This window comes from Pseudomonas sp. GV047 (assembly GCF_003058245.1).
GTDB classification, from domain to species: Bacteria; Pseudomonadota; Gammaproteobacteria; order Pseudomonadales; family Pseudomonadaceae; genus Aquipseudomonas; species Aquipseudomonas marginalis.
This window is the reverse complement of record NZ_QCWA01000001.1, coordinates 984,609-1,008,698: the sequence shown is the minus strand read 5'-3', so window position 1 is coordinate 1,008,698 and position 24,090 is coordinate 984,609. Positions and strand designations below refer to the sequence as shown.

19 protein-coding genes and 1 pseudogene are annotated in these 24,090 nt (G+C 60.9%); 13 read left to right on the top strand and 7 right to left on the bottom strand.

Annotation, left to right across the window (positions count from 1 at the left end):
* Positions 1–68: 68 nt before the first annotated feature.
* Genes C8K58_RS04605 through xylB form a run of 5 tightly spaced genes read left to right on the top strand, consistent with a single transcriptional unit; the run spans position 69 to position 6,029 of the window.
* On the top strand, positions 69–1,601 hold the full coding sequence (locus C8K58_RS04605) for a sugar ABC transporter ATP-binding protein (protein WP_108573149.1): 1,533 nt from the start codon (positions 69–71) through the stop codon (positions 1,599–1,601).
* Positions 1,594–2,571 carry a ribose ABC transporter permease gene (locus tag C8K58_RS04600; RefSeq protein ID WP_027605811.1) on the top strand — a complete coding sequence of 326 codons (978 nt, stop codon included), beginning with the start codon at positions 1,594–1,596 and terminating at the stop codon, positions 2,569–2,571. The genes C8K58_RS04605 and C8K58_RS04600 overlap by 8 nt, the downstream gene beginning before the upstream one ends.
* 34 nt (positions 2,572–2,605) lie before the next feature.
* Complete coding sequence (locus tag C8K58_RS04595; protein WP_108573147.1) at positions 2,606–3,538, top strand: ABC transporter substrate-binding protein; 933 nt, start codon at positions 2,606–2,608, stop codon at positions 3,536–3,538.
* Between the two features lie 21 nt (positions 3,539–3,559).
* Positions 3,560–4,552, top strand: coding sequence for a LacI family DNA-binding transcriptional regulator (locus C8K58_RS04590; protein ID WP_027605813.1), 993 nt, complete (start codon positions 3,560–3,562; stop codon positions 4,550–4,552).
* A gap of 16 nt (positions 4,553–4,568) precedes the next feature.
* Positions 4,569–6,029 (top strand): xylulokinase, encoded by a 1,461-nt coding sequence (xylB, locus tag C8K58_RS04585; protein WP_108573145.1) that lies wholly within the window; start codon positions 4,569–4,571, stop codon positions 6,027–6,029.
* Between the two features lie 356 nt (positions 6,030–6,385).
* Here xylB and C8K58_RS04575 read toward each other — a convergent pair whose 3' ends face one another.
* Positions 6,386–6,829, bottom strand: a complete 444-nt coding sequence (locus tag C8K58_RS04575; protein WP_108573142.1) for an Lrp/AsnC family transcriptional regulator — start codon at positions 6,827–6,829, stop codon at positions 6,386–6,388.
* Positions 6,830–6,938: 109 nt separating this feature from the next.
* Between C8K58_RS04575 and C8K58_RS04570 the strand changes: the two genes are divergently transcribed.
* Positions 6,939–7,841, top strand: a complete 903-nt coding sequence (locus C8K58_RS04570) for a DMT family transporter (protein ID WP_027605816.1) — start codon at positions 6,939–6,941, stop codon at positions 7,839–7,841.
* Here C8K58_RS04570 and C8K58_RS04565 read toward each other — a convergent pair.
* From C8K58_RS04565 to fabF, 3 genes are all read right to left on the bottom strand, one after another.
* Entirely contained in the window at positions 7,819–9,798 is a 1,980-nt protein-coding gene (locus C8K58_RS04565) for a U32 family peptidase (RefSeq protein ID WP_027605817.1), read from the bottom strand. The two genes, C8K58_RS04570 and C8K58_RS04565, sit on opposite strands and share 23 nt — an antisense overlap.
* 70 nt (positions 9,799–9,868) lie before the next feature.
* The gene (locus C8K58_RS04560) at positions 9,869–10,249 is read right to left on the bottom strand and encodes a RidA family protein (RefSeq protein WP_027605818.1); all 381 of its coding nucleotides are present in this window, start codon (positions 10,247–10,249) and stop codon (positions 9,869–9,871) included.
* A 72-nt stretch (positions 10,250–10,321) separates the two neighbouring features.
* Complete coding sequence (gene fabF / locus C8K58_RS04555; protein ID WP_108573140.1) at positions 10,322–11,590, bottom strand: beta-ketoacyl-ACP synthase II; 1,269 nt, start codon at positions 11,588–11,590, stop codon at positions 10,322–10,324.
* 107 nt (positions 11,591–11,697) lie between these two features.
* Here fabF and C8K58_RS04550 point away from each other — a divergent pair, with 107 nt between their 5' ends.
* From C8K58_RS04550 to C8K58_RS33015, 3 genes and pseudogenes are all read left to right on the top strand, one after another.
* Entirely contained in the window at positions 11,698–12,186 is a 489-nt protein-coding gene (locus C8K58_RS04550; RefSeq protein WP_027605820.1) for a helix-turn-helix domain-containing protein, read from the top strand.
* Positions 12,187–12,310: 124 nt separating this feature from the next.
* Positions 12,311–13,078, top strand: a pseudogene (locus tag C8K58_RS33020) (PAS domain-containing protein); the annotation flags it as partial.
* Positions 13,079–13,081: 3 nt separating this feature from the next.
* A complete protein-coding gene (locus C8K58_RS33015; RefSeq protein WP_223841639.1) occupies positions 13,082–13,666 on the top strand; it encodes a methyl-accepting chemotaxis protein in 585 nt (194 codons plus the stop codon).
* A 52-nt stretch (positions 13,667–13,718) separates the two neighbouring features.
* Here the strand turns inward: C8K58_RS33015 and C8K58_RS04540 are convergent, their stop codons facing one another.
* The 3 genes from C8K58_RS04540 to C8K58_RS04525 all read right to left on the bottom strand — a co-directional run bounded on the left by C8K58_RS04540 (position 13,719) and on the right by C8K58_RS04525 (position 17,379).
* The gene (locus C8K58_RS04540) at positions 13,719–15,041 is read right to left on the bottom strand and encodes an OprD family porin (protein WP_027605822.1); all 1,323 of its coding nucleotides are present in this window, start codon (positions 15,039–15,041) and stop codon (positions 13,719–13,721) included.
* A 375-nt stretch (positions 15,042–15,416) separates the two neighbouring features.
* Positions 15,417–16,286, bottom strand: coding sequence for an oxaloacetate decarboxylase (locus C8K58_RS04535; RefSeq protein ID WP_027605823.1), 870 nt, complete (start codon positions 16,284–16,286; stop codon positions 15,417–15,419).
* Positions 16,287–16,749: 463 nt separating this feature from the next.
* Positions 16,750–17,379: a TetR/AcrR family transcriptional regulator gene (locus tag C8K58_RS04525; RefSeq protein ID WP_027605824.1), complete on the bottom strand. Its 630-nt coding sequence runs from the start codon at positions 17,377–17,379 to the stop codon at positions 16,750–16,752.
* Between the two features lie 98 nt (positions 17,380–17,477).
* Here C8K58_RS04525 and C8K58_RS04520 point away from each other — a divergent pair, with 98 nt between their 5' ends.
* The 4 genes from C8K58_RS04520 to C8K58_RS04505 all read left to right on the top strand — a co-directional run bounded on the left by C8K58_RS04520 (position 17,478) and on the right by C8K58_RS04505 (position 24,078).
* Complete coding sequence (locus tag C8K58_RS04520) at positions 17,478–18,206, top strand: nitroreductase family protein (protein WP_027605825.1); 729 nt, start codon at positions 17,478–17,480, stop codon at positions 18,204–18,206.
* Positions 18,207–18,395: 189 nt separating this feature from the next.
* Entirely contained in the window at positions 18,396–19,907 is a 1,512-nt protein-coding gene (locus C8K58_RS04515; RefSeq protein WP_223841582.1) for an efflux transporter outer membrane subunit, read from the top strand.
* Positions 19,900–20,994 carry an efflux RND transporter periplasmic adaptor subunit gene (locus C8K58_RS04510; RefSeq protein ID WP_027605827.1) on the top strand — a complete coding sequence of 365 codons (1,095 nt, stop codon included), beginning with the start codon at positions 19,900–19,902 and terminating at the stop codon, positions 20,992–20,994. The genes C8K58_RS04515 and C8K58_RS04510 overlap by 8 nt, the downstream gene beginning before the upstream one ends.
* 3 nt (positions 20,995–20,997) lie before the next feature.
* The gene (locus tag C8K58_RS04505; protein ID WP_043293557.1) at positions 20,998–24,078 is read left to right on the top strand and encodes an efflux RND transporter permease subunit; all 3,081 of its coding nucleotides are present in this window, start codon (positions 20,998–21,000) and stop codon (positions 24,076–24,078) included.
* The last annotated feature ends 12 nt before the right edge of the window (positions 24,079–24,090 follow it).

Sequence of the window (24,090 nt, the reverse complement as noted above, 5' to 3'; positions counted from 1 at the left end):
AGTCGGTGGCAATCGGCTCTGATCAAAGAGGGCTGAACGACAAAAATAATAAAACCAGGAGCTCATTGATGAGCCTTGAACCCTTGCTCGAGATGCAGGGCATCAGCAAAACCTTCAACGGTTTGCGCGTGCTCAAGAATGTCGGCCTGAAGGTCTACCCCGGCGAAATCCACGCCTTGATGGGGGAGAACGGCGCCGGCAAATCGACCCTGATGAAAATCCTCTCCGGCGCTTACCAGGCCGATCCCGGCGGTGAAATCCGCATGGCCGGCCAGGCCGTCGCCACCTTTACCCCCGCCACCGCCAAAGCCCTCGGCATCGCCGTGATCTACCAGGAATTGAGCCTGTGCCCGAACCTGAGCGTGGCCGAGAACATCTACCTGGGCCGCGAACTGCGCCGTGGCTGGACCATCGACCGCCAGGGCATGCAAGCCGGTTGCGTCGAAGTGCTGCAACGCCTGGGCGCCGAATTCACCCCGGCCACTAAGGTCAGCAGCCTGTCGATTGCCGAGCGTCAGCTGGTGGAAATTGCCCGGGCCTTGCACGCCCACGCCAGGATCCTGGTGATGGACGAACCGACCACGCCGCTGTCGTCGCGCGAGACCGACCGTCTGTTTGCGCTGATCAAGCAACTGCGCAGCCAGGGCCTGGCGATCATCTACATCAGTCATCGCATGGCCGAGATCTATGAACTGTCGGACCGTGTCTCGGTGCTGCGCGACGGCCAATACATCGGCGAGCTGAGTCGCGACGCGCTGTCGGCCGAAGTCCTCGTGAAGATGATGGTGGGCCGCGATCTGTCCGGTTTCTACAAGAAGGAACACGCCGCCTACGACCCCGGCGCGGTGGTGATGCGTGTGCGTGATATGGCCGATGGCAAGCGCGTGCGTAATTGCAGTTTCGACCTGCATGCCGGTGAAGTGCTGGGTATCGCCGGGCTGGTGGGGGCAGGGCGCACCGAGTTGGCGCGGCTGATCTTCGCCGCCGATCCGCGCACCAGCGGCACCCTGGAAGTGGTGGGCAAGACCGTGACCCAACTGCGCAACCCGGCGGATGCGATTCGTGCCGGCGTGGTGTACCTCACCGAAGACCGCAAGGCCCAGGGCCTGTTCCTGGACATGAGCGTGGCCGACAACATCAACGTCTGCGCCTGTGTGCCGGATGCCCGCGCCGGTGGCGTGCTCGACCGTGGTCATGGCTTGAAACGTGCCAATGATGCAATCAAGTCACTGTCGATTCGCGTGGCGTCGGGCAAGGTCAATGTCGGCACGCTGTCCGGCGGCAACCAGCAGAAGGTCCTGCTGGCGCGGCTGCTGGAGGTCAAGCCCCACGTGCTGATCCTCGACGAACCCACACGCGGCGTGGACATCGGCTCCAAGTCCGAGATCTACCGCATCATCAATCAACTGGCGCAGGCCGGCGTGGGCATCGTGGTGATCTCCAGCGAGCTGCCGGAAATCATCGGCACCTGCGACCGGGTGCTGATCATGCGCGAAGGCCAGTTGGTGGCCGAAGTCGGCGGGGCCTCCGGCCACGTCATCTCCCAGGAACGTATTATTGACCTCGCCACCGGTGGCGATCAGGTGGTTGCCCATGGCTGATTCAATGATTGCAACAACAGGCAAGGCCGAACGTGCCCGCGAACTGATGCGCACCGTCGGCATGTTGCCGGTGCTGATTTTGCTGCTGGTGGGCTTCGCCCTGGCCAGCGAGAACTTCCTGACCATGCAGAACCTGTCGATCATCACCCAGCAGGCCTCGGTCAACGTGGTGCTGGCGGCGGGCATGACCTTTGTGATCCTCACGGCGGGGATCGACCTGTCGGTAGGGGCGATCCTGGCGGCGTCGGCCGTGGTGGCGTTGCAGGCGTCGATGTCGCCGCAGTTCGGCATGTTCGGGATTGCCGCCGGTATCGGCTTCGGCCTGCTGCTGGGCCTGGTCAACGGCGGGTTGATTGCCTTTATGCGCCTGCCGCCGTTTATCGTCACCCTTGGCGCACTCACCGCCATGCGCGGCCTGGCGCGTTTGCTGGCGGATGACAAGACCGTGTTCAACCCCGACCTGCCGTTTGCCTTTATCGGCAACGACTCGATCCTCGGCGTGCCCTGGCTGGTGGTGATCGCCGTGGCGGTGGTGGCGCTGTCGTGGTTCATCCTGCGGCGCACGGTGATGGGCGTGCAGATCTATTCGGTAGGCGGCAACCCCGAAGCGGCGCGACTCTCCGGGATCAAGGTGTGGAAGGTGCTGCTGTTCGTCTACGCCATGTCCGGCGCGTTGGCCGGGCTGGGTGCGGTGATGAGCGCCTCGCGCCTGTTCGCCGCCAATGGCCTGCAACTGGGGCAATCCTACGAGCTGGATGCGATTGCCGCGGTGATCCTCGGCGGTACCAGTTTTACCGGTGGCGTCGGCACCATCGGCGGCACGCTGATCGGCGCGCTGATCATCGCGGTACTCACCAACGGCCTGGTGCTGCTGGGGGTGTCGGACATCTGGCAGTACATCATCAAGGGCATCGTGATCATCGGCGCGGTCGCGCTGGATCGCTATCGCCAGTCCGGTGCGCGGACCTGATTTCACTCCCATAACAATCACAAGAGAGACCCGCATGAACCTTAAACGCATGTTTCCCGTCATTGCCTTGGCTGCCCTGATGTCCCAAGCCGCAGAGGCCCGTGAACTCAAGGCCCTGGGCATCAGCATGGGCTCGCTCGGCAACCCGTATTTCGTGACCCTGGCCGATGGCGCCACGGCCCGGGCCAAGGAGCTGAACCCCAACGTCAAGGTCACCTCGGTGTCCGCCGACTATGACCTGAGCAAGCAATTTTCGCAGATCGACAACTTTGTCTCGTCCAAGGTCGACCTGATCCTGATCAACGCCGTCGACCCTTCGGCCATGGCCTCGGCGATCAAGAAAGCCCGCGATGCCGGCATCGTCGTGGTGGCGGTGGATGTGGACGCCAAGGGCGTGAATGCCACCGTGCAGACCGACAACGTCGAAGCCGGCAAGCTGGCCTGCCAATACCTGGTGGACAAGCTTGCCGGCAAGGGCAACGTGATTATCCAGAATGGCCCGCAAGTCACCGCCGTGACCGACCGCGTCAAAGGCTGTAAAGCCGCATTGGCCGGCGCGCCGGAGATCAAGGTGCTGTCCGACGACCAGGACGGCAAAGGCTCCCGCGAAGGCGGCCTGAACGTGATGCAGGGCTACCTCACGCGCTTCCCGAAAATCGACGGCCTGTTTGCGATCAACGACCCGCAGGCCATCGGCAGCGACCTGGCGGCCAAGCAGCTCAAGCGCAGCGGCATCATCATCACCTCGGTGGACGGCGCGCCGGATATCGAGAACGCGCTGAAGACCGATACCCAGATCCAGGCGTCAGCCAGCCAGGACCCGTGGGCCATGGCGCAGACGGCGGTGAATGTCGGCAATGACCTGCTCAACGACAAGGCCCCGGCCGAAGCGGTGACCCTGCTCACGCCAAAACTGATCACCCGCGACAACGTCGGTACGTACAGTGGCTGGTCGAGTAAACATTGATAGCGTGAGAGGAACAGCGTCGTGGTGACCATGGATGACGTGGCAAGCAGGGCGGGGGTGTCGACGTCGACCGTGTCACACGTGTTGAACGGCACCCGCAAGGTCAGCCCGGCCACGGTGCTGGCGGTGCAGCGGGCGATCCAGGCGCTGGGGTATATCCCCAACACCCTGGCGCGCTCGCTGGCGCGGTCGAGTACCAACACGATCGGCGTGGCGATCTCGGCGCTGTCCAACCATTACTTCAGCGAGACGGTGCACGCGATTGAAACCGAGTGCGCCAAGCACGGCTACATGATGCTGTTTGTCGACACCCACGACGACCCGGAGCAGGAGCTGCGGGTCGTCATGGCGCTGCATCATCGGCGGGTCGACGGTATCGTGCTGGCGCCGTCGAACGGCTCGATGGCCCTGGAATACCTGCGCGCCAACGAGATTCCGGCGGTGCTGGTGGACCGCATGATGAGCGAGCAGTTTGACCAGGTCGGGGTGGAGAATGCCCAGGCCACCCAGGCCCTGATTGAGCACCTGATCGGTCACGGGCACCGCCGCATCGGCTTTATCGCCGGGCGCACGGGTTTCAGTACTACGGATGAGCGGGTAGCGGGTTACCGCGCGGCGTTGCACGCGGCGGGGCTGGCCTTCGATCCGCAGCTGCTGGTCAACGGTGGCTCCAACACCGAACCGGCGCGCCAAGCCACGGCGCAGTTGCTGGGCCTGGCTTCGCCACCCACGGCGATCATGGCCGGCAATAACCTGATGACCCTCGGCGCGATGCACGCTCTGCGTGACGCGCAGCTTGAAGTGCCGAGACAAATGGCCCTTGTGGGGTTTGATGGTTTTGACTGGGCGGATTTTTTCGTGCCGCGCCTGAGCCTGATCGCACAGCCGGTCAAGGCCCTTGGCGCCCGCGCGGTCGACCTGTTGCTGCAACGTATGGCGTCGCCTGACGCACCGCCCCAGAGCGTGCGCCTGGCGCCGACCCTGCAGTTACGTAACTCCTGTGGCTGTCCTTGATGGGAATAACACACGCATGAACAGTCCTGTTTCCCTGGGCATTGACCTGGGCACATCGGAACTCAAAGCCATCCTCATGGACGCCACGGGCGCGGTGCTGGCCCATGCCGGCGTGCGCTTGAGCGTGTCGCGCCGGCACAGCGGCTGGTCTGAACAGGCGCCGGAAGACTGGTGGCAAGCCTGCTTGCAGGCGTTGGCGCAACTGCGCGGACACGAGGCGTTTACCCGCGTGGCCTGTATCGGCCTGTCGGGGCAGATGCACGGCGCGGTGTTGCTGGGGGCGGACAACCGCGTGTTGTACCCGGCGATCCTGTGGGACGACTCCCGTGCCGTGGCCGAGGTCGAACAACTGGGTCCCGGCTTCGCCGACGTCACCGGCAGCCTGCCCATGGCCGGGCTGACCGCGCCGAAACTGCTGTGGCTGCAACGGCATGAGCCCGAGGTGTTCCAGGCGATTGACTGCGTGCTGTCACCCAAGGATTACCTGCGCTTGCGTTTGAGTGGCGAGCGCATCAGCGAGATGTCCGACGCGGCGGGTACGTTGTGGCTGGATGTGGCGCGGCGGGCATGGTTTACCCCTATGGTTCGCGCTACAGGCCTTACGCCCGGGCAATTGCCCAGGCTGGTGGAGGGTGGTGCCGCGAGCGCGTTGTTGACGGCCACGGGACTGGGCCTGTCAGCTGAGGTGGTGATTGCCGGCGGTGGCGGTGACAACCCTGTGGCGGCGGTCGGCATCGGCGCGGTCAATGCCGGTGATGGCTTCATTACCCTTGGCACCAGCGCGGCCATTGTTGCGATCACCGATCACGCTGCAGGCAACCCGGCCAGTGCAGTGCACAGCTTCTGCCACGCGCTGCCCAACCGCTGGTACACCATGGGCGCCATGCTCGCCGGCGCCAGTTGCCTGCGCTGGGTCACACGGCTGACGGGCATGGCCGATGAACAGACGTTACTGGAGCAGGTGCGGGCGCAATTGCCGATTGAGCAGCACGTGCCTTTAGGGACGCCGTTGTTCCTGCCGTACCTGGCCGGCGAACGCACACCCCACAATGATCCTTTGCTGCGCGGCGGCTTTATGAACCTGGGCCACGATTGCACGCCGGGGATGCTCGGTTACGCGGTGATGGAAGGGGTGGGTTTCGGTTTGCTTGATGCGTTGCGCGCGGTGCAATCGACCGGCGCCGACGTTACCGCTTTGGCCCTGGTGGGCGGTGGTGCGCGCAGTGAGTACTGGGCGCAGCTGCTGGCGAATATCCTGCAGCGGGAAATCTTCACCTTGCAGGGCAGTGAATTGAGCGCGTGTATTGGCGCGGCAAAGCTCGGGTTTGTGGCGATGGGGCAGGGGGCGGAGCTGCTCGCGGCGGGGATGCCGGTCAAGGCGCGATATAAGCCTGACCTGTTGCAGCAGCCGGTGTTGGCGGCGCGTTATCACAAGTTTCAAAGTTTGCTGCCCGCTGCAAAGGCCCTTCACGACTAGGCTCCCGTTGTGGGTGGGGCTGTTGTGGTGAGCAGACCTGTTGTGGTGAGTGAGCTTGTTGTGGTGAACGGGCCTGTTGTGGTGAGCGGGCTTGTTGTGGTGAGCGGGCTTGCCCCGCGCTGGGCTGCGAAGCAGCCCCAATAAAGGCACCGCGTTTATCCAGGCATGGTGAGTGGTCAGGTTTAGGGGCCGCTTCGCGCCCCAGCTCGGGGCAAGCCCGCTCACCACAACAGCCCCGCTCACCACAACAGGCCTGCTTACTACAACAAGCCTGCCTGCCACAGGAAGCCTGCTTGCCCAAACAAGCCCGCTCACCACACCCGGCCCACTCTCCACAAGAATCGGTGTGTTGTTGTTCAGTCGTTGGTCAGCGGCGGCAAACGTCGCTTTACCGGGGTTTTCTTGACGATGGCGGTGTTGGTTTCGGCGTAGGCATTGATCCGATCCAGCAGGCTGTCGAGATGGTCCATGGTGCGCACATGCAGGCGTGCGATGAAGCAGTCTTCGCCGGTGACCTTGTCGCATTCGGTGAATTCGGGTATCGCCTGGATCTGCCGCTCCACCTCCTGCAATTTGCCGGGCAGGGGACGGATGCGCACGATGGCTTGCAGCAGGTAGCCGAAGTGCCTGGGGTCGATGTCGACGGTGTAGTGGGTCAGCACGCCACGTTCTTCCAGGCGGCGCAGGCGTTCGCCGACGCTGGGCGAGGACAGCCCGGTTTTGCCCGCCAGGGCCTTGAGGGACAACCGCGAGTCATCCGTCAAGGCGGCGATTAGTTGCTGGTCGATGGTGTCAATCATGGTGTTCGCCTAATAAGAAAAGGTGATTGCGGGATTCTGCCTTTTTTACCCACTGGAGCCGCTCACCAGCAGATTGCCATAATTGAGCCTCACTTGAGGAGCATCAATCATGGATTCATCCATCCGTCTCGGTTCGTGGGAAATGATCGCCGCCATGCTGATCTCGGGCACCATCGGCTGGTTTGTGCTGGTGTCCGGCGTGTCGGTGATCGAAGTGGTGTTCTGGCGCTGCGTGATCGGCGGCCTGACCCTGTTGCTGGTGTGCGCGCTGCTCGGCTACCTGCGCCTGGACCTGCTCAGTTGGGCCACGTTCGGCCTGGCGATGCTCAGTGGCGTGGCGATTGTCGGCAACTGGTTGCTGCTGTTCGAATCCTATTCCCGCGCGTCGATCGCCATCAGCACGGCGGTGTACAACGTGCAGCCGTTCATGTTGGTGATGCTGGCAGCGCTGTTCCTGGGCGAAAAGATCACCGTGCAGAAACTGGCGTGGTTGAGCGTGGCGTTCCTGGGAATGCTGGCGATCGTCACCGCCCATGGTAATCAGCCAACCGGCGACGATTATCTGGCGGGCATCGCCTTGGCGCTGGGCGCGGCATTGCTGTATGCGATTGCCGCACTGATCATCAAGCGTTTGAAGGACGTACCACCGCATTTGATGGCGTTGATCCAGGTGACCACCGGCGCAGTGTTACTGGCGCCCTTGGTGCCTTGGAACAGCTTGCCTGCCACCACCAACGCCTGGGCGGCATTGGTCACGCTCGGTGTGGTGCACACCGGCTTGATGTACGTGTTGCTCTATGGCGCGATCCAGAAACTGCCCACCGCCATCACCGGCGCACTGTCGTTTATCTACCCGATTGCGGCGATCTTCGTCGATTGGATTGCCTTCGGGCATCGCCTGGGCTGGCTGCAATGGCTGGGGGTGATGGCGATCCTGCTGGCGGCGGCGGGGTTGCAGCGGGGCTGGTGGTGGCCCCGCTCCCACAGGGTCAGTGCGTGCCCTGAAAGATGATATTTTCCGGGTTGAAATGCTCCACCACACTGCCCGGCTGCGGCAACCCAAGGATATGCCCCTTGATCTTGCCCACCACGTGCATCTCGCAGGGTTTGCAGTCGAACTTCAACGTCAGCACTTCATCGCCGTGAATCAACTGCATCGGCGCGACCTTGGTCTTCACCCCTGTCACCCCCTTGGCCTGTTTAGGGCAGAGGTTGAAGGAGAAACGCAGGCAGTGCTTGGTGATCATCACCGGCACTTCGCCTTTCTCTTCATGGGCTTCAAAGGCTGCGTCGATCAGCTTCACCCCGTGACGGTGGTAGAAGTCGCGGGCTTTCTGGTTGTAGACGTTGGCCAGGAACGACAGGTGCGCTTCCGGATACACCGGCGGCGGCGTGGTCTCGGCCTTGCGCCCGCCACGGGGGTGGGCGGCAACACGGGCGGCGGTCAGGGCTTCGATCACTTCGCGGCGCAATGCCTTGAGCTGCGAGTTGGGGATGAAGAATGCCTGCGGTGCATCCAGTTCGATGCGGGTGGCGTGATACTCGGTGGTACCGAGTTGGCCAAGCAGGTCGCGCAGGGTGTCCAGCGCCTGTTCCGGTTTGTTGGCCACGCCGAACGGGCCGGGCAGGGTGACGCTGGCGTGGATGCCTTCTTCGCTGGTGGCGGTGATTTCCAACTGTTCTTCGCGCAGACGTGCGACCCATGACAGGCCGATACGGCGTTCGGCCGAAGTCTTGAGCAACGCCTGCTGCCAGTTGTGGTCGAGGTTGCGGTTCAGCGGGTGGTTCGGGCGCAACTGATGCAGGCCGGCCGGCATTTCATTCGGCTCGACGCGATAGCGGTAGCGCTTCTCACCGTCTTCCTCGAACTCGCCCTTGGGCTCGGCGATGTTGGCGCGGAAGCCCACCACTTCGCGCTTGACCAGCACATTGAGGCCGTCGCCGTTGGACAGCGGCTCATGGGTGATCACTTGCAGGTCACGCTTGCCGGCTTTTTCCACCACACCCACCGGCAAACCGGTGAAGGTCGGGGTGTCGAAGGCGCCGATGTCGATCTTGCGGTCGCTGACAAAGTAGTCGGTGCTGCCACGGTGGAAGGTTTTTTCCGGGTCGGGCAGGAAGAAGTGCGCGGTACGGCCGCTGGACGCGCGGGCCAGGTCCGGACGGTCTTCGAGGATTTCGTCGAGGCGCTGGCGGTAATAGGCGGTAATGTTCTTCACATAACCCATGTCCTTGTAGCGGCCTTCGATCTTGAAGGAGCGCACGCCGGCTTCCACCAGCGCGCGCAGGTTGGCGCTCTGGTTGTTGTCTTTCATCGACAACAGGTGCTTTTCAAAGGCCACGACGCGGCCCTGGTCGTCTTTCAAGGTGTACGGCAGGCGGCAGGCCTGGGAGCAGTCCCCACGGTTGGCGCTGCGGCCATTTTGCGCGTGGGAGATATTGCACTGCCCGGAGAAGGCCACGCACAGGGCGCCGTGGATAAAGAACTCGATGGCGGCATCGGTCTCGTCGGCGATGGCGCGGATTTCCTGCAGGTTCAGCTCGCGGGCCAACACCAACTGCGAGAACCCGGCCTGGTCGAGGAACTTGGCGCGGCCCAGGGTGCGGATGTCGGTCTGGGTGCTGGCGTGCAGCTCGATGGGCGGAATATCCAGCTCCATCACGCCCAGGTCTTGCACGATCAACGCATCGACACCGGCGTCGTAGAGCTGATGGATCAGCTTGCGCGCGGCTTCGAGTTCGTTGTCATGCAAGATGGTGTTGATAGTCGTGAACACGCGGGCGTGGTAACGACGGGCGAATTCCACCAGTTGAGCGATATCGCTCACTTCGTTGCACGCGTTATGGCGCGCGCCGAAGCTGGGGCCGCCGATGTAGATGGCGTCGGCGCCATGCAGGATGGCCTCGCGCGCGATGGCGACATCGCGGGCAGGGCTGAGCAATTCCAGGTGATGCTTGGGCAAGGACATAGTTTTTTTAGTCAGGCTTGTCACGGTTGAGGCGCGCATTGTAGCTGTGAAATGCCTGACCGGCATTACTTCAGGCTTGAGCGGCCATCGCGGTGACTTCCACACGCATGCCGTCTACCGCCAGTGCAGCCACGCCAACCGCCGCGCGCACGGGCCAGGGCTTGGCAAAGAAGCGTTTGTAGACCTCATTGAAGGCGGCGCGGTCGGCCATATCGGTCAGATAAATGGTCAGGTGCATGACCCGGTCCATGGAGCTGCCGGCTTTTTCCAGCGCGACTTTCAGCGCTTGCAGGGTGCATTCGCTTTGCAGGGTGATATCGCCCAGTTCCAGGCTGCCGTCGGCGCGGGTCGGGATCTGGGTGGAGACCAGGATGCCGTTGAAACCGACAACGTCGGAGGAAATCGAGTCGGCATCCGGATCGGGGGTGTAGGACAGGTCGTGGTTGGCCATGGGCGCCTCTTGTTGGCAATAACGGAAAGGCGCCATGGTCCCCGAAAACAATCCCAGGGGCAAACCGCTGGCTTATACCCAGCGGCGGAACAACACACTGGCATTCACGCCACCAAACCCGAAGCCGTTGGACAGCGCGTATTCAATCGCCATCGGCCGCGCATCACCGCGCACCATGTCCAGCCCCTCGGCCAGGTCATCCGGGTGTTCCAGGTTGAGGGTCACCGGTGCGACCTGATCGCGCAGGGCAAGTACGGTGAAGACCGCCTCGATCCCGCCTGCTGCCCCGAGCAAGTGGCCGGTGGCGGACTTGGTCGAGCTGATCGCCAGCTGGCCACCGACACCGAATACGGTCCTGATAGCTGCCAATTCGCCCTTGTCGCCCACCGGCGTCGAGGTGGCGTGGGCATTCAGGTACTGCACCGCGGACGCCTCGATCCCCGCCTGACGCAACGCCTGCGTCATCGCCCGGCGCGCGCCGTCACCGTCTTCCGGGCCGGCGGTCATATGGTACGCATCGGCACTGGTGCCGTAGCCCACCAATTCGGCAATCGGCTGGGCACCGCGTGCCAGGGCGTGTTGCAGTTCCTCGATGACCAGGATGCCGGCGCCTTCGCCCATCACAAAGCCGTCCCGCGCCTGATCGAACGGGCGCGAGGCGCGCTCGGGGGCGTCGTTGAAGGCGCTGGACAAGGCCCGTGCAGCGGCGAAGCCGCCCAGGCTGACCCGGTGGATCGCCGCTTCGGCTCCCCCGCACACTGCCACATCCACTTCGCCCGCACGGATCATCCGCGCGGCGTCGCCAATGGCCTGCACCCCCGCCGCGCAGGCCGTGACCGGCGCTCCCAGCGGGCCTTTCAAGCCATAGTTGATCGACACATGCCCGGCGGCCATGTTGCTCAGGAACGATGGAATGGTGAACGGCGACAAACGTCGCGGCCCCTTGCTGTCGGTGGTGCGTACCGCCTCGGCGATGGCCGGAAAACCGCCGACGCCCGAGGCAATGATGGTGGCGGTGCGTTCCTGCTGCTGCGCGGTGTTCGGGGCCCAGCCGGCCTGCTTCAGGGCTTCGTCGGCCGCCGCCAGTGCGAACAGGATAAAACGGTCCATCTTGCGCTGCTCTTTTGCCGCCAGCAGGCGATCAGGATCGAACCCGGCTTCAGGGTCCTGCAGCACGCTCTGCACTTGGCCGCCGATGCTGATGGCCAGGTCGCCGATCAGTTCTTCAGGCAGGCGACGAATGCCCGACTGCCCGTTCAACAGGCGCTTCCAGGTTGACTCCACATCGGCGCCCAACGGTGTCAGCGCACCCATGCCTGTCACAACGATACGTTTACTCATGATCAATCGACTCCGGTTGCGTTGAGGGTCCAGACCTTATGGACGTCACTATCATGATGAAAGTAACATGGCGTCACACAACTGTGCACCGGCCCCAAGGAATCCTTATGCAACGCAAGTCCCTGACCCGCGACGAATGTCCCATCGCCCGCAGCCTCGACCGGGTAGGGGAGTGGTGGAGCATCCTGATCATGCGCGACGCGTTGCAGGGGCTGCGCCGCTTCGATGAGTTCTCGCGCAGCCTGGGCATTGCGCCAAACATGCTCACGCGCCGCCTGACAGCGTTGGTGGAGGCGGGGATGCTGGAGCGCAGGGCCTACAGTGAGCGGCCGCCGCGCTATGAATATGTGCCGACCGCCAAGGGCGAGGATTTCCGCATGGTGCTGATGTCGCTGGTGGCGTGGGGTAACCGGCATTACGCCGAAGAAGGCACCAGTGTCGAGTTGGTCGAGCGGGACACGGGGCGGCCGGTGCAGCCGATGTTGGCGAGTGCAGAGGGACACATCGTGCCGTTGGAGGACTGTGTGTTGCAGGCCGGCCCGGCGGCCAGTACCGGTATGCGGGAGCGCTTGGCTTCGCTTGCCGCAAAGCCTTGAATCCTGCGGGCTCAAGCAATAATTTGACGCCAGAAAATAATCCTGCTGCGCCCCTTAAAGTCGCGTATTTCCCAGCCGATAGCGAGTCAAGACACAGGTTTTTCCGCACGGCTGAGGGCTCGTCATGTTCAATACAACACTCAAAACCGAACTGGCGGCCAGGACGGCCGAAGTCACCGAGTACAAAGGACTGATCAGCGCCCTGGAACGCTCCATGGCGGTCGTCGAATTCGACCTCAACGGCAAGGTCCTGCGTGCCAACGATAACTTCCTGAAAACCCTGGGCTACAGTCGCGACCAATTGGCGAGCAAATCCCACCGGGACTTTTGCTTGCCGGTGCTGACCAACAGCCCCGCCTACAGCCAGTTCTGGGGTGAGCTCAAGGCCGGTAAGTTCGTATCGGGCACCTTCAAGCGCGTGGATGCCCACGGCAAGACGGTCTGGTTGGAAGCCAGCTACAACCCGGTACTGGATGAGCGTGGCCAAGTGCTGAAAGTGGTCAAGTACGCCCTGGATGTCACCGCCAAAGTCGAACAGGAGGCGGCGACCCGCAGCAAACTGGCCGCAGTGGATCGGGCCATGGCAGTGATCGAGTTCGACTTGAACGGTCAGGTGCTGGACGCCAACGAGAACTTTCTGCACGTCATGGGCTATACGCTGGCCGAAATCAAAGGCAAGCACCACCGCCTGTTTTGCGAACCCAGCCTGATCAACAGCAGCGAGTACACCGACTTCTGGCGACGCTTGAACAACGGTGAATTTTTCACCGGGCAATTCAAACGTCTCGGCAAGCATGGCCGTGTCGCGTGGCTGGAGGCCAGTTACAACCCGGTCTACGACGGCGACGGCACGCTGATCAAGATCGTCAAGTTTGCCAGTGACATCACTGAACGCGTGGAAAAGTTCGAGGAAGACTCACGCGGCGCCTCCCGGGCCTACCATATTTCCTCCGAGACCGAGCGGTTTGCCGAACATGGCACCCAGGTAATCCATGAAACCGCCGCTGAAATGCGCCGGATCGCGGAGAACATCGGCGCGTCGGCGCGTCTGGTCGGGCAATTGGGCGAGCGCTCCGAGCAAATTACCGCCATCGTCAATACCATTCGAGGCATCGCCGACCAAACCAACCTGTTGGCCCTCAACGCGGCCATCGAGGCTGCCCGTGCGGGCGACCAAGGGCGTGGTTTTGCCGTGGTGGCCGATGAGGTCAGGCAGTTGGCGGGGCGTACCAGCCGCTCGACTGCGGAAATCGCCGAAATGATCGGCATGATCCTGTCGGAAACCCGCGACGCGGTGGCCAGCATGAGCTCCACCCAAGAGGGCGCGCAACGCGGCGTGAACCTGGCCGACCAGGCGGGTTCGGTGATTTTGCAGATCCGCACCAGCACCAGTGATGCGGTGCAGGCCGTGAGTATGTTTGCGTCGAAACTGGATGAGTCGGAAGTGATTCCAAAAACTGCCGTCGGCTGGGTAGGCTGATCGCGTCTTAGGCGTGGAGAGGGAGCCATTCCCTCTCCTGACAAGGCTCCCTTTACAGCAAGGTGAACGGGTAGTCGACGATCACCCGTAGCTCATTCAAGTCGCCATCGCGCTGGTCGGCGTTGGACGCCACGATGGCATCACGCACGCGCAACGACAGGTTTTTCGCCGGACCACTCTGGATCACGTATTTGGCCTCCACGTCCGTCTCGTGATGGGCGCCGTCGGCACCGTAATCGCCGGCATAGGCGCTGTTGACCGGGGTGTGGGTGCCGTTGATGTCCGAACCGTTGATATAGCGGCTCATGAAACTCAACCCCGGCACGCCATAACTGGCCATGTTCAAGTCATAACGAATCCCCCACGATTGCTCGCCTGGCCCGTTGAAGTCGCCCCACTGCACCGAGTTGGCCAGGAACACCGAGTCGCCGCCTTCACCTGCGCCGTTGTTGCCGGTGCCGATGTAGTCAAAGGGCGTGTCGCCGTGCACCTTCTGGAACGACAGCGTCAGCGTATGCGCCTGCAGGAACGAATAGGCCGCCGCCACCGAGTAGGTGGTGTTGTTGATCGCGCCGGCCTTAGCGGCGCCGGTGTCGAGGGTGCGGTACAGGTTGCCGTCCAGGGCCAGGGATTGGTCATGGGGCAGGGCGATGACGTAGTTGAGGTTGGTGTAGTACTGGCGCCAGATGTCTTCCAGTTCGCCGGCATACAGTGTCGCGCTCAGTGACGGGGTGAAGGTGTATTTGCCGCCGACAAAGCTCGCGCTGTTGGCCGCCACGTTGGCGTAGGTGGCGTAGATATCGTGGTCATGGTTGCTGGTCATGCCGCTGTTGGTGCTGGTGAAGTGCCCGGCTTCCAGGTCCAGTCCGCTGATTTCGCTGCTGGTGAGATCAAAGCCGGTGGCGGTCTGCGGCAGCAGGCGGGTGCCGCCGGTGGCGAAGACCGGCGCGGTGGGCTGCATGTCACCGAACTTCAACTGGGTCTTGGAAATTTTGAGTTTCACCGCAGCACCGACGGAACCGTAGGCATTCTCGGGATCGCCGTGCCGATCGGTCGGCAGGTCGCCGGTGCCGGCGTCCGCGTGGGTAGCGTCGAGTTTCAGCGCGCCGTAGGCGTAGGCATCCACGCCAAAGCCGAGGGTGCCCTGAGTGAAGCCCGAGGCGTAGTTGAGCATGGCGCCCTGGGCCCAGTCGCGGTTGTCGGCCTTGCCGCTCGCACGGTCGCGGTCGAAGTAATAGTTGCGCAACAAGCCGGTGACGCTGCTGCCGTCGATAAAACCCTTGGAGTCGGCCTGGTCCGTGACGGACTCGGCAAACGCCACGGGGCTGATACTGGCGCACACCGCCAGCGCCAACAGGCTCCACTGTTTAATCATGTTATTAACTTCCCCGGAATAATGAACGCGCACAGAAACGCCGCACTGTCTGGCAGGCGTACACGCTTGTATGGGCAGAGTTTTAAAGTGAGGCGTTACGGTTTCTTATTGTCTTCGACGGGTTTGCCGAAGCTGACTCCAGGCAGATTTTGCGCGGCCTGCAGGTGTGCCGGGGATGAAACTCGATTAATTAAACTTCACTATTTTTAATCGGCGGGAGGTGTAGCGTGGGCACTGTCTTAGCCGCTCTGCTTCGACAATACCCTTTGGTTGCCGCCGTAGTTGCTACGGCGGATTTTTTCCATGGGGAGTTTTTAAGTTGAACTAACAAGGGCGAGGGCGCTGGAGTAATTGGCCCCTTATTCCACGCAGTTATTACTCTTCCACGTCCATGAACTCCTTGGCCCACGCCACGTAACTTTCAGGCAGCGTGTAGGTATGGGTCAGCTCCGTCGCACTGAGGTTCGAGGTGCTGTGGGTCAGCTGGCGCTGGGCGCGGAGGCTGTCGTAAGTAGCCTTGATCGCCGCAAAGTACGCGCCATGGCCGGCAACCACCACGCGCACGCCCAAATCCGCCAAACGCTGGGCGTCGTTGAGCTTGGGATTGCCGTAGGTCACCAGCATCAGCGGCACGGTGAGGTTTTCCGCGATCTTCTCCAGGTGCTCGAAGTCGCTGACACCCACCATGCAGATGCCGTCGGCACCGGCTTTCTGATAAGCCCGGGTGCGTTCGATCACCGCTTCGGTGGACAACACGCCGGCGTTGGTCCGGGCGATGATCGACAGTTCAGGATCGACACGGGCTTCCAGGGCGGCGCGGACCTTGCCGATGCCTTCCTGGATGGAAATCAGGTCGGTGGATTTGCGCCCGAATTGTGCAGGCAGCAGCGTGTCTTCAATCGTCAATGCCGCGACGCCGGCGCGCTCAAGCTCTTCGACGGTGCGCATCACGTTGAGTGCATTGCCGTAACCGTGGTCGGCATCGGCAATAAAAGGCAACTGGGCGACGCGGCCGATACGGGTAGCCTGCTCGACGAACTCACTCAGCGTGATCAAGGCAAAGTCGGGTGCTGCCAGTACCTGCAACGAGGCCACGGAGCCACCCAGGATACCGACCTCGAAGCCCAGGTCGGCGGCGATACGTGCCGACATAGGGTCGAACACGGACGCGGTTTCAACGCAGGTTGGCGTTGCAAACAGCTCACGAAAATTGCGGCGAAGCGCTGAGTGGGACTTTTTTGGCATGATCTTTCCTGGTTGGGGCCATTGTCGACTGACGATCAATGCCTATTCATAGTCGCAGCAGATTAACACGCCGCAAAAAATAGGATTATGACGTTTGAGCATGAGGTATGCGTGTAACACATACCCCCAGGCCATGGTGCAAGGCTCGGGTGGGCTGTTGACGAAAATCAGCTTTTTGCTGGCTCAGCTGATAAAGATCAACTAACCGCCGCTGTGCACGGCTCACTGGAGGCCAATTCACAGATTGAGATGGCCACGTGCCGAGGTGCCCTATATTGCAGAATCCGCGTTTACTATTGATTGCCCCTCCCACCATGAACTGGCCTAATGATTTTGGACACTTCAATCTGGCTCTATGAGGCGCTGAACGAAGCGCAGCATGAGGCATTCGCCGGTTTGGCGGAGCGCCAGGGGATTGCCGTCGAACAACGGTATTTTATCGAAGGGGGGCCACTGAGGAATATCAGGTCCTGTCCCCATTTTGCCTATAGAGATAGTTTTCAAGCAGGGTGACAACCTCAGTAATAAAGCGCTGATCCCCCAACAATTGTGGCCGATCAGCCGTCACGGTATGGATGATCGCATGCGCAGCGATGCCCATCAGATAGATCGAAAGATCCGGATCGGGAACATTCTTCATGAAAGGTCTCAGGACGTCTGAAAACTGTCGCTGCATATGATCTTTTTCATGGTCTTCCTGGCGAACGGTGCGGGGCAGCTCTTCATGAATCGCCTTATGAAGCGCAGGCGCGATGCGATGCTCCGCGACGATCATTTCCACGATCATTGTGAGCGCCTCTCGAAGAGACGGTTGTCCTGGCAAAACTTCCAACGCGTTAAGCAAATCGGTTCGCGTTGCAGCGGCATGACGTCGCTGTAACTCTGCGATAACCGCCTCTTTGTTCGGAAAAAACTGATAGAGCGAACCAATATTGACGCCCGCGCGCTCTGCAATTGCATTGGTCGTCAGGCCTTCCCAGCCGACCTTGGTCAAAATGTAAGTCGCCGCTTGGATAATCGCTTCGACAGTTGCGCGGGAGCGTGCCTGGGCCGGGATTTTACGGGGGGTTACGGTCGTTCGGCTTTTGTTCATGGGACGCTCCAGAACGCGAGTTTTTAAAATATAAGCTTTAACTTACGATTTGAGTTGAGGAAACACAACGTTCTTAACCAACCGAGAGCAACTCAATCATGAATACACATCACCCGGTACTTCCTTGGGACGGCTTTCAAGCAGCGAACCGTTTCCGCAGGGCCATTCGTAAATTCAACTCGACGACGATTCCCGAAGGTGACGTGTATGCATTGCTTGCTGAAGCTGCTTTTGCACCTTCCAGCGGGAACATGCAGCCGTACGAGCTGCATTGGATTCGAGAGCCGGCCTTGAAAGCTAAAGTCGCTGCGGCCTGCAATGGGCAGAAAGCGGCGGCGACAGCGGCAGACTTTGTTGTCGTAGTGGCCAGCCCCGCGATGGGCCTGCGAACCGCCAGAGCGCAACTCGCTCATGTAGAAAGCTCGACGACACTGGGCCCTGACTCGAAGGCTTACTATCGCAAGCAAGTAGGCATGTTCCAGAAAATCCTGGGCATTGGATCTTCGGCATTCTGGTCACCGCTGGTGTCTCTTGCCGCACTTATCCGTCCCACCTTATCGCTGATCCCTATTGGGCACACCGGCGGTCGTCAATGGGCAGCACGCAATGCGATCTTCGCTGCTCAAACAATCATGCTTGGCGCAGCAGCCAAAGGCATCGACTCCTGCCCGATGGAAGGGTTTTCCGCGTCGCAGGTCGCCAAACTTCTCGATCTCCCACGGGGTGCGGTGATTCCTCTTGTGATTGCCCTTGGGTATCGCGCGGATGATGCACGGATCGAAGAGAGGTGGCGCTACCCGATCTCCGACATTGTGGTTTCGCACTAGGGCTTATTGAGAGGCTGGCGAAGCTTTTCACTGTCGCCGTGAGTCAGCCCAAAAAACGCCGGGGTTGCTTTGACGGTAAAGAATAAGTTGCTGCCGCCCACGATGAGTCGACTTGACTCTCGACGCGCCAGCTTAAGGCTTTGCGTCTGCCGTTAAGGTCTTAACGTGCTTTATTTTCGGTTATCTGAGATGACTTCAAAAATCAAACGTGACGCCAGTCGTGCCAAGCGTAACGGGCACGCGTGGGTGCGCTGCAGGCGGCTGGCGATGTATGCATTCGCTGCATCGCTGTTGGCATCTGGTGGTTGTTCGTTGCAGCCGGCCTATACCAAGCCGACCCTGGCCACGCCCTCCGGTTGGTCTGGGGCGTCGGCGCCCGAGGACAATCAGCCTTCACTGGCGGCAAAGCCCTGGTGGCGGAAGCTCGGTGATGATGCTGTCGACGAGTTGATCGATAAGGCGCTTGCTGATAACCCAACGTTGCTTCAAGCGCTTATGCGTATCGACGAAGCCCGTGGGACGCTGGGAGTGACTACCGCAGATACGCTGCCCACCATCGGTGCGAGTGCGAGCTTGACGCGGGAGCAAAGCCAGAACACGTCTCCTTTTTCTTCCAGCACCACTGTGCTTGGCACCTCGGCTTCGGTTGGGCCGAGCTTCAGCTGGGAGATTGATCTTTTCGGACGGGTTCGGGAGTCGGTTGAAGCTTCTCAGAACCGCCTTGATGCTCGCACGGCTGATGCCGCATCAACGCGACTGACCCTGGTAGCCGATATCGCGAACGATGTGCTGACTCTGCGTGCCTGCGAAAACAGTCGGCGTGTGCTGGTTGATGACATCGCTTCCCGGGAAAGAACCCTCGCCCTGACTCGACGACGTCTGCAAAGCGGCTTTGCCGCTGCGGTTGACGAAGCTCGCATACTCACGGGCCTTGCGACGTCCCGTACCAATCTGGCGACTCAGCAAGAACAGTGCGCTCGCCAGGTGAACGCTTTGGTGGCCCTCAGCGGCCAGAGTTCTAGCAGGGTTAAGACATTGGTAGGTGTTGCTCCGTCAACGCCTGATGCGGCGCCCGTGTTCATGCCACGAGCGCCGGCGGCGGTACCTGCAATGCCTGCAACGGTGTTGGTGCAACACCCGGATGTTATCTCGGCTGAGCGTGAAGTCGCCGCTGCCTGGGCAGATATCGCTGTTGCTCGCGCAAACCGCCTGCCGCGTATTGATCTGACGGCAGCATTGACCGGTCAATGGATCCGCGCCGCAGGCTCCAGTCTTGATTTCAACACGTGGTCCATTGGCCCCAGCCTGAGCGGCACGCTGTTCGATGGCGGTACAGGCGCTGCGAATGTGAAAGTCGCTGACGCTCGCTACAGGCGCGCAGTAACCAGTCTGCAAGGCACGTTGCGCACTACCGTTCAGGACGTGGAAAACGCTATTGCTGCTCAGGCATCGGCCGAATTACGGGGTGCATCGACCCGAGAAGGTGTGATCGCTGCTTGCACCACACTGCTGGCTTCCGATGCTCAGTGGAAGGTTGGCGCTGTCAGCCTGTTCGAACTCGAAGACAGTCGCCGCCAGTTCGCCTCGGCACAGGACGCGCAGATTTCTGCGCGTCGCGACCAGGCTCAGGCCTGGATATCCCTAGTCAAAGCCACCGGCGGAGCAATCGCCCTAATTCCGGACAACACAGCCCATGAATAACTTGTTTTTTTCTTCGGGCCGTCTCGGCCGCAGGTCAGTCAGTGTCGTTGCCCTATGCATTGGGGCGATGGTCGGCGGTGTCCTGTTCTTCACCGCTCACTCCAACGCCACGCTGGCACCCATGCAGCCTGCCGTCGCGATGGCTGTGACTACCACCACAGCAACGCTGGTGCAGTGGCCTGCAACGCTTGAGGCCAGCGGGGTTATTGCCCCATGGGAGGAGGCAATCATCGGTTCCCAGGTATCGGGCTTGAGATTGGCTGAAATGCTCGTGAACGTGGGGGACCGCGTTAAGCGCGGGCAATTGCTGGCGACTTTCGATGCCGACCTGTTGGGTGCCGACGAGTCACGGCTAAGGGCGTCCTGGCAACAGGCCGAAGCCAATAGCCAGCGCGCTTTGCAGCTCAAGGGTACTGGCGGCATGAGTGAGCAGGACGTTCTCCAGTATGTGACCCAGGCCGGTGTTGCGAAGGCATTGCTGCGAGGAACGCTTTTGCAAATACGGTACGCCAAAGTGATCGCCCCGGATGATGGCGTTATCAGCGCCCGTAGTGCAACGGTGGGTGCGGTGTATGGGACGGGACAAGAGCTATTTCGAATGATTCGCCAAAGTCGCCTGGAATGGCGTGGTGAACTGACAGCTGTGCAGCTATCCCAAGTCAAACCCGGCCAGCGTATCAGCCTGGTATTGCCTGACGGTACCTCAGCCGTAGCGGTAGCGCGCGAGCTGGCGCCCAGCCTGGATAGCCAGACCAGGCTCGGTATTGTCTATGCGGATATTGAACCCGGCAGCCTGGCAAGAGCTGGCATGTATCCAAGAGGGAGGGTCGTCGTCGCTGAAAGCTCCGCTCTGGTGGTACCGGCTGCAAGCGTAGTGATCCGCGATGGTCGCAGCTATGTGCCCAAACTGCTCGAGGGTGACCGCATCGGTATGCAGCCAGTGATCGTGGGGCGTCGACAAAACGCCGAGGTGGAAATCCTTTTAGGGCTTGGTGTTACAGACAAAGTCGTCGTGCAAGGCGCCGGCTTCTTGAACGACGGCGATCGGGTCCACGTTACCGCAGCGCCGGTTGCGGCCCAGGAGTGAATGATGAACTTTGCCACGTGGTCTATCCGTAATCCCATTCCGTCCATCCTGCTTTTTATCCTGCTTTCCTTGGCCGGGATCCTTGGCTTTCGTGCCTTGCCAATTGCCAACATGCCGGACATTGATCTCCCAACGGTCGTTATCGCTTTGACGCAACCTGGCGCTGCGCCAGCTCAAATGGAAACCGAGGTTGCACGTAAGGTCGAGAATTCCCTGGCGACGTTGTCAGGTATCAAACACATCAGCACCTCCATCGTCGACGGGCTGGTCACGATTAACGTTGAGTTCATCCTGGAAAAGAAACTCTCCGATGCCCTGATTGAAACCAAAGACGCAGTGGATAAAGTGCGTTCCGATCTGCCTGGCGACTTGGAGCAGCCCTCTATAAGTGCGGTGCGGGTGGGTGGTGATGAGGCGACCTTGCTCTACGCCGTGGCGTCTTCGCGAATGGACGAAGAGGCCCTGTCCTGGTTTGTGGATGACACCATTAACAAGACTATCCTGGGCGTGCCCGGTATCGGCAAGTTCGAGCGGGTCGGCGGTGTCCAGCGTCAAGTATTGGTAGAGGTGGATCCGGCAAGCTTGGCTGCCATGGGGGCAACAGCTGCGGATGTATCACGGGCGTTGAAAACGGTTGAGCAAGAGTCGTCTGGCGGAAGAGGGCAGGTGGGGGGCACTGAACAGGCGGTGCGCACCATTGCGACTGTGCGTACAGCTGCCGAACTGAACAGCCTGCCGGTGGTGCTGGAGAGTGGGCGACGCGTCAACCTGGACCAGGTCGCGGTGGTTAAGGATGGCTACGCGGACCGGACTCAGATCGCCACCCTGGACGGCAAACCCGTGGTCGGATTCAGGATATTCCGTGCCAAGGATTTCGATGAGACGCGAGTGGCGGCCGGTGTGGCCGACGCACTCAACAAGCTTCACGGCACCGATCCAAGCCTGAGTTTTACCAAGGTCTGCGGAACCGTCGACTATACGCGTGAGCAGTACGAAGGATCGATGCACATGCTCTACGAGGGCGCGCTACTGGCCGTGCTGGTGGTGTGGTGGTTCCTGCGCGACTGGCGTGCAACCTTGATTTCGGCTTCAGCCTTGCCCTTGTCTATCCTGCCAACGTTCCTGGTCATGAGCTGGCTTGGCTACTCGCTCAATACCCTGACCCTGCTCGCATTGGCAGTAATCGTGGGTATTTTGGTGGACGACGCTATTGTCGAGATTGAGAATATCGAGCGTCACAGTCGTATGGGCAAACCGATCAAACAGGCCGCCGGTGATGCTGTAACCGAAATTGCCTTGGCGGTTATGGCGACCACCATGACCCTTGTCGTGGTGTTTTTACCCACCGCCATGATGAGTGGCATACCGGGACTATTTTTCAAGCAGTTCGGCTGGACCGCGGTGGTGGCGGTCCTCTCCTCATTGCTGGTTGCCAGGGTGCTGACCCCAATGATGGCAGCCTATCTGCTCAAGACCCATAGCGGTCATGTTGAGGCCAAGGACGGCGTGCTGATGACACGCTACCTCAGCGCAGTGACATGGTGTCTTACCCATAGGCGCCTCACGCTGTTGGGTACGGTCCTTATATTCGCTGCTTCGATCGCGGTTGTGCCACTGCTTGAGACAGGTCTGATGCCGGCCTCCGACAAGGGCTATAGCAATATCAATATTGAGTTGCCCCCTGGCAGCAGCTTGGAGGCGACCCGAGCGACGACGGGAGCGGTGAGTCGTGCAATCCAGCATATTCCCGGCATCGAGCATGTAATGACCAGCGTGGGGGTCGCCCAACCTGCCGGACGCGGGCAGACACAGGCGGCAGAATTACGCAGGGCGACCATGACGATGGTACTTTCTCCTCGCGGCACGCGCCCAGCCCAGGTTGAGATCGAAACTCAGGTACGCGTCGCGCTGCGCGATGTACCCGGAGCCCGCTTTTCAATCGGCTCGGGGGGGCTGGGGGAGAAACTCTCGCTGATTCTCTCCAGTGACGATAAAGCAGCGCTGAAAACTACAGCGCAGGCGCTGGAGCGGCAACTTCGCGATGTCCCGGGTCTTGCCAACATCACCTCCACGGCAAGCCTGGAGCGCCCCGAGATCATCGTACGCCCCGACGCTCAGCAGGCAGCGGAACGTGGTGTTACTACATCAACCATTGGTGAGACGGTTCGCATTGCAACCAATGGGGACTTTGACGCAAAAATGGCCAAGCTAAACCTGGACAATCGTCAGGTAGCGATTCAGGTGCGAATTCCAGATACCTCAAGACAGGACCTTGAAACGATAGCTAATCTTCGGGTTCGTGGTCGCGATGGCTTGATCCCCTTATCCAGTGTTGCCAGCCTGACGGTAGAGAGTGGCCCTACGCAGATTGACCGTTATGACCGCCGCAGGTACGCCACCGTCAGTGCAGACCTGGGGGGCATGCCGTTAGGGCAGGCGCTGACCCTGGCTAAAGCTTTACCCGCGATCCAGGCTATGCCCACCAGCGTCAAGCTGATCGAAACCGGCGATGCGGAAATCATGGCTGAGCTGATGGGTGGGTTCGGCATGGCCATTGTCATCGGGGTGTTCTGCGTGTACTGCGTGCTGGTGCTTCTTTTCCGTGACTTCTTTCAACCACTGACCATTCTCTTCGCCATCCCGCTTTCAGTGGGTGGGGCCTTTGTCGCACTGCTCGTGACCCGAGGCATGCTAAGCCTGCCGTCCATGATAGGTCTTGTGATGTTGATGGGCATTGTGACCAAAAACTCTATCCTCCTAGTAGAGTACGCCGTGATGGGCATTCACCAGCAACGCCTGTCCGTTTTCGATGCCTTGGTTAATGCATGTCACAAACGTGTCCGGCCCATTGTTATGACGACCTTGGCAATGATCGCGGGCATGCTGCCCATTGCACTGGGGCTGGGAGCGGATGCCAGCTTCCGTCAGCCTATGGCCATCGCGGTGATTGGTGGATTGGTAACGTCAACCGCTTTAAGTCTGCTGGTCGTGCCGGTCGCGTTCACGTATGTGGATGATCTGGAGCGCTTGTTACAGCGATGGTTTCTTCCTTGGTCCGATAGCGCCCAGGCCGTGGAGCGCTAAATACTGGTGACG

Bases quoted from the DNA above. Each gene is read 5' to 3' on its own strand.
- C8K58_RS04575 (WP_108573142.1), bottom strand. From the start codon at position 6,829: ATGATTGACACCATCGACCAGCAACTAATCGCCGCCTTGACGGATGAC.
- C8K58_RS04560 (WP_027605818.1), bottom strand. From the start codon at position 10,249: ATGGCCAACCACGACCTGTCCTACACCCCCGATCCGGATGCCGACTCG.
- C8K58_RS04595 (WP_108573147.1), top strand. From the start codon at position 2,606: ATGAACCTTAAACGCATGTTTCCCGTCATTGCCTTGGCTGCCCTGATG.
- C8K58_RS04570 (WP_027605816.1), top strand. From the start codon at position 6,939: ATGGATTCATCCATCCGTCTCGGTTCGTGGGAAATGATCGCCGCCATG.
- C8K58_RS04505 (WP_043293557.1), top strand. From the start codon at position 20,998: ATGAACTTTGCCACGTGGTCTATCCGTAATCCCATTCCGTCCATCCTG.
- fabF (WP_108573140.1), bottom strand. From the start codon at position 11,590: ATGAGTAAACGTATCGTTGTGACAGGCATGGGTGCGCTGACACCGTTG.
- xylB (WP_108573145.1), top strand. From the start codon at position 4,569: ATGAACAGTCCTGTTTCCCTGGGCATTGACCTGGGCACATCGGAACTC.
- C8K58_RS04540 (WP_027605822.1), bottom strand. From the start codon at position 15,041: ATGATTAAACAGTGGAGCCTGTTGGCGCTGGCGGTGTGCGCCAGTATC.
- C8K58_RS04520 (WP_027605825.1), top strand. From the start codon at position 17,478: ATGAATACACATCACCCGGTACTTCCTTGGGACGGCTTTCAAGCAGCG.
- C8K58_RS04535 (WP_027605823.1), bottom strand. From the start codon at position 16,286: ATGCCAAAAAAGTCCCACTCAGCGCTTCGCCGCAATTTTCGTGAGCTG.
- C8K58_RS04565 (WP_027605817.1), bottom strand. From the start codon at position 9,798: ATGTCCTTGCCCAAGCATCACCTGGAATTGCTCAGCCCTGCCCGCGAT.
- C8K58_RS04525 (WP_027605824.1), bottom strand. From the start codon at position 17,379: ATGAACAAAAGCCGAACGACCGTAACCCCCCGTAAAATCCCGGCCCAG.
- C8K58_RS04550 (WP_027605820.1), top strand. From the start codon at position 11,698: ATGCAACGCAAGTCCCTGACCCGCGACGAATGTCCCATCGCCCGCAGC.
- C8K58_RS04510 (WP_027605827.1), top strand. From the start codon at position 19,900: ATGAATAACTTGTTTTTTTCTTCGGGCCGTCTCGGCCGCAGGTCAGTC.
- C8K58_RS04605 (WP_108573149.1), top strand. From the start codon at position 69: ATGAGCCTTGAACCCTTGCTCGAGATGCAGGGCATCAGCAAAACCTTC.
- C8K58_RS04515 (WP_223841582.1), top strand. From the start codon at position 18,396: ATGACTTCAAAAATCAAACGTGACGCCAGTCGTGCCAAGCGTAACGGG.
- C8K58_RS04600 (WP_027605811.1), top strand. From the start codon at position 1,594: ATGGCTGATTCAATGATTGCAACAACAGGCAAGGCCGAACGTGCCCGC.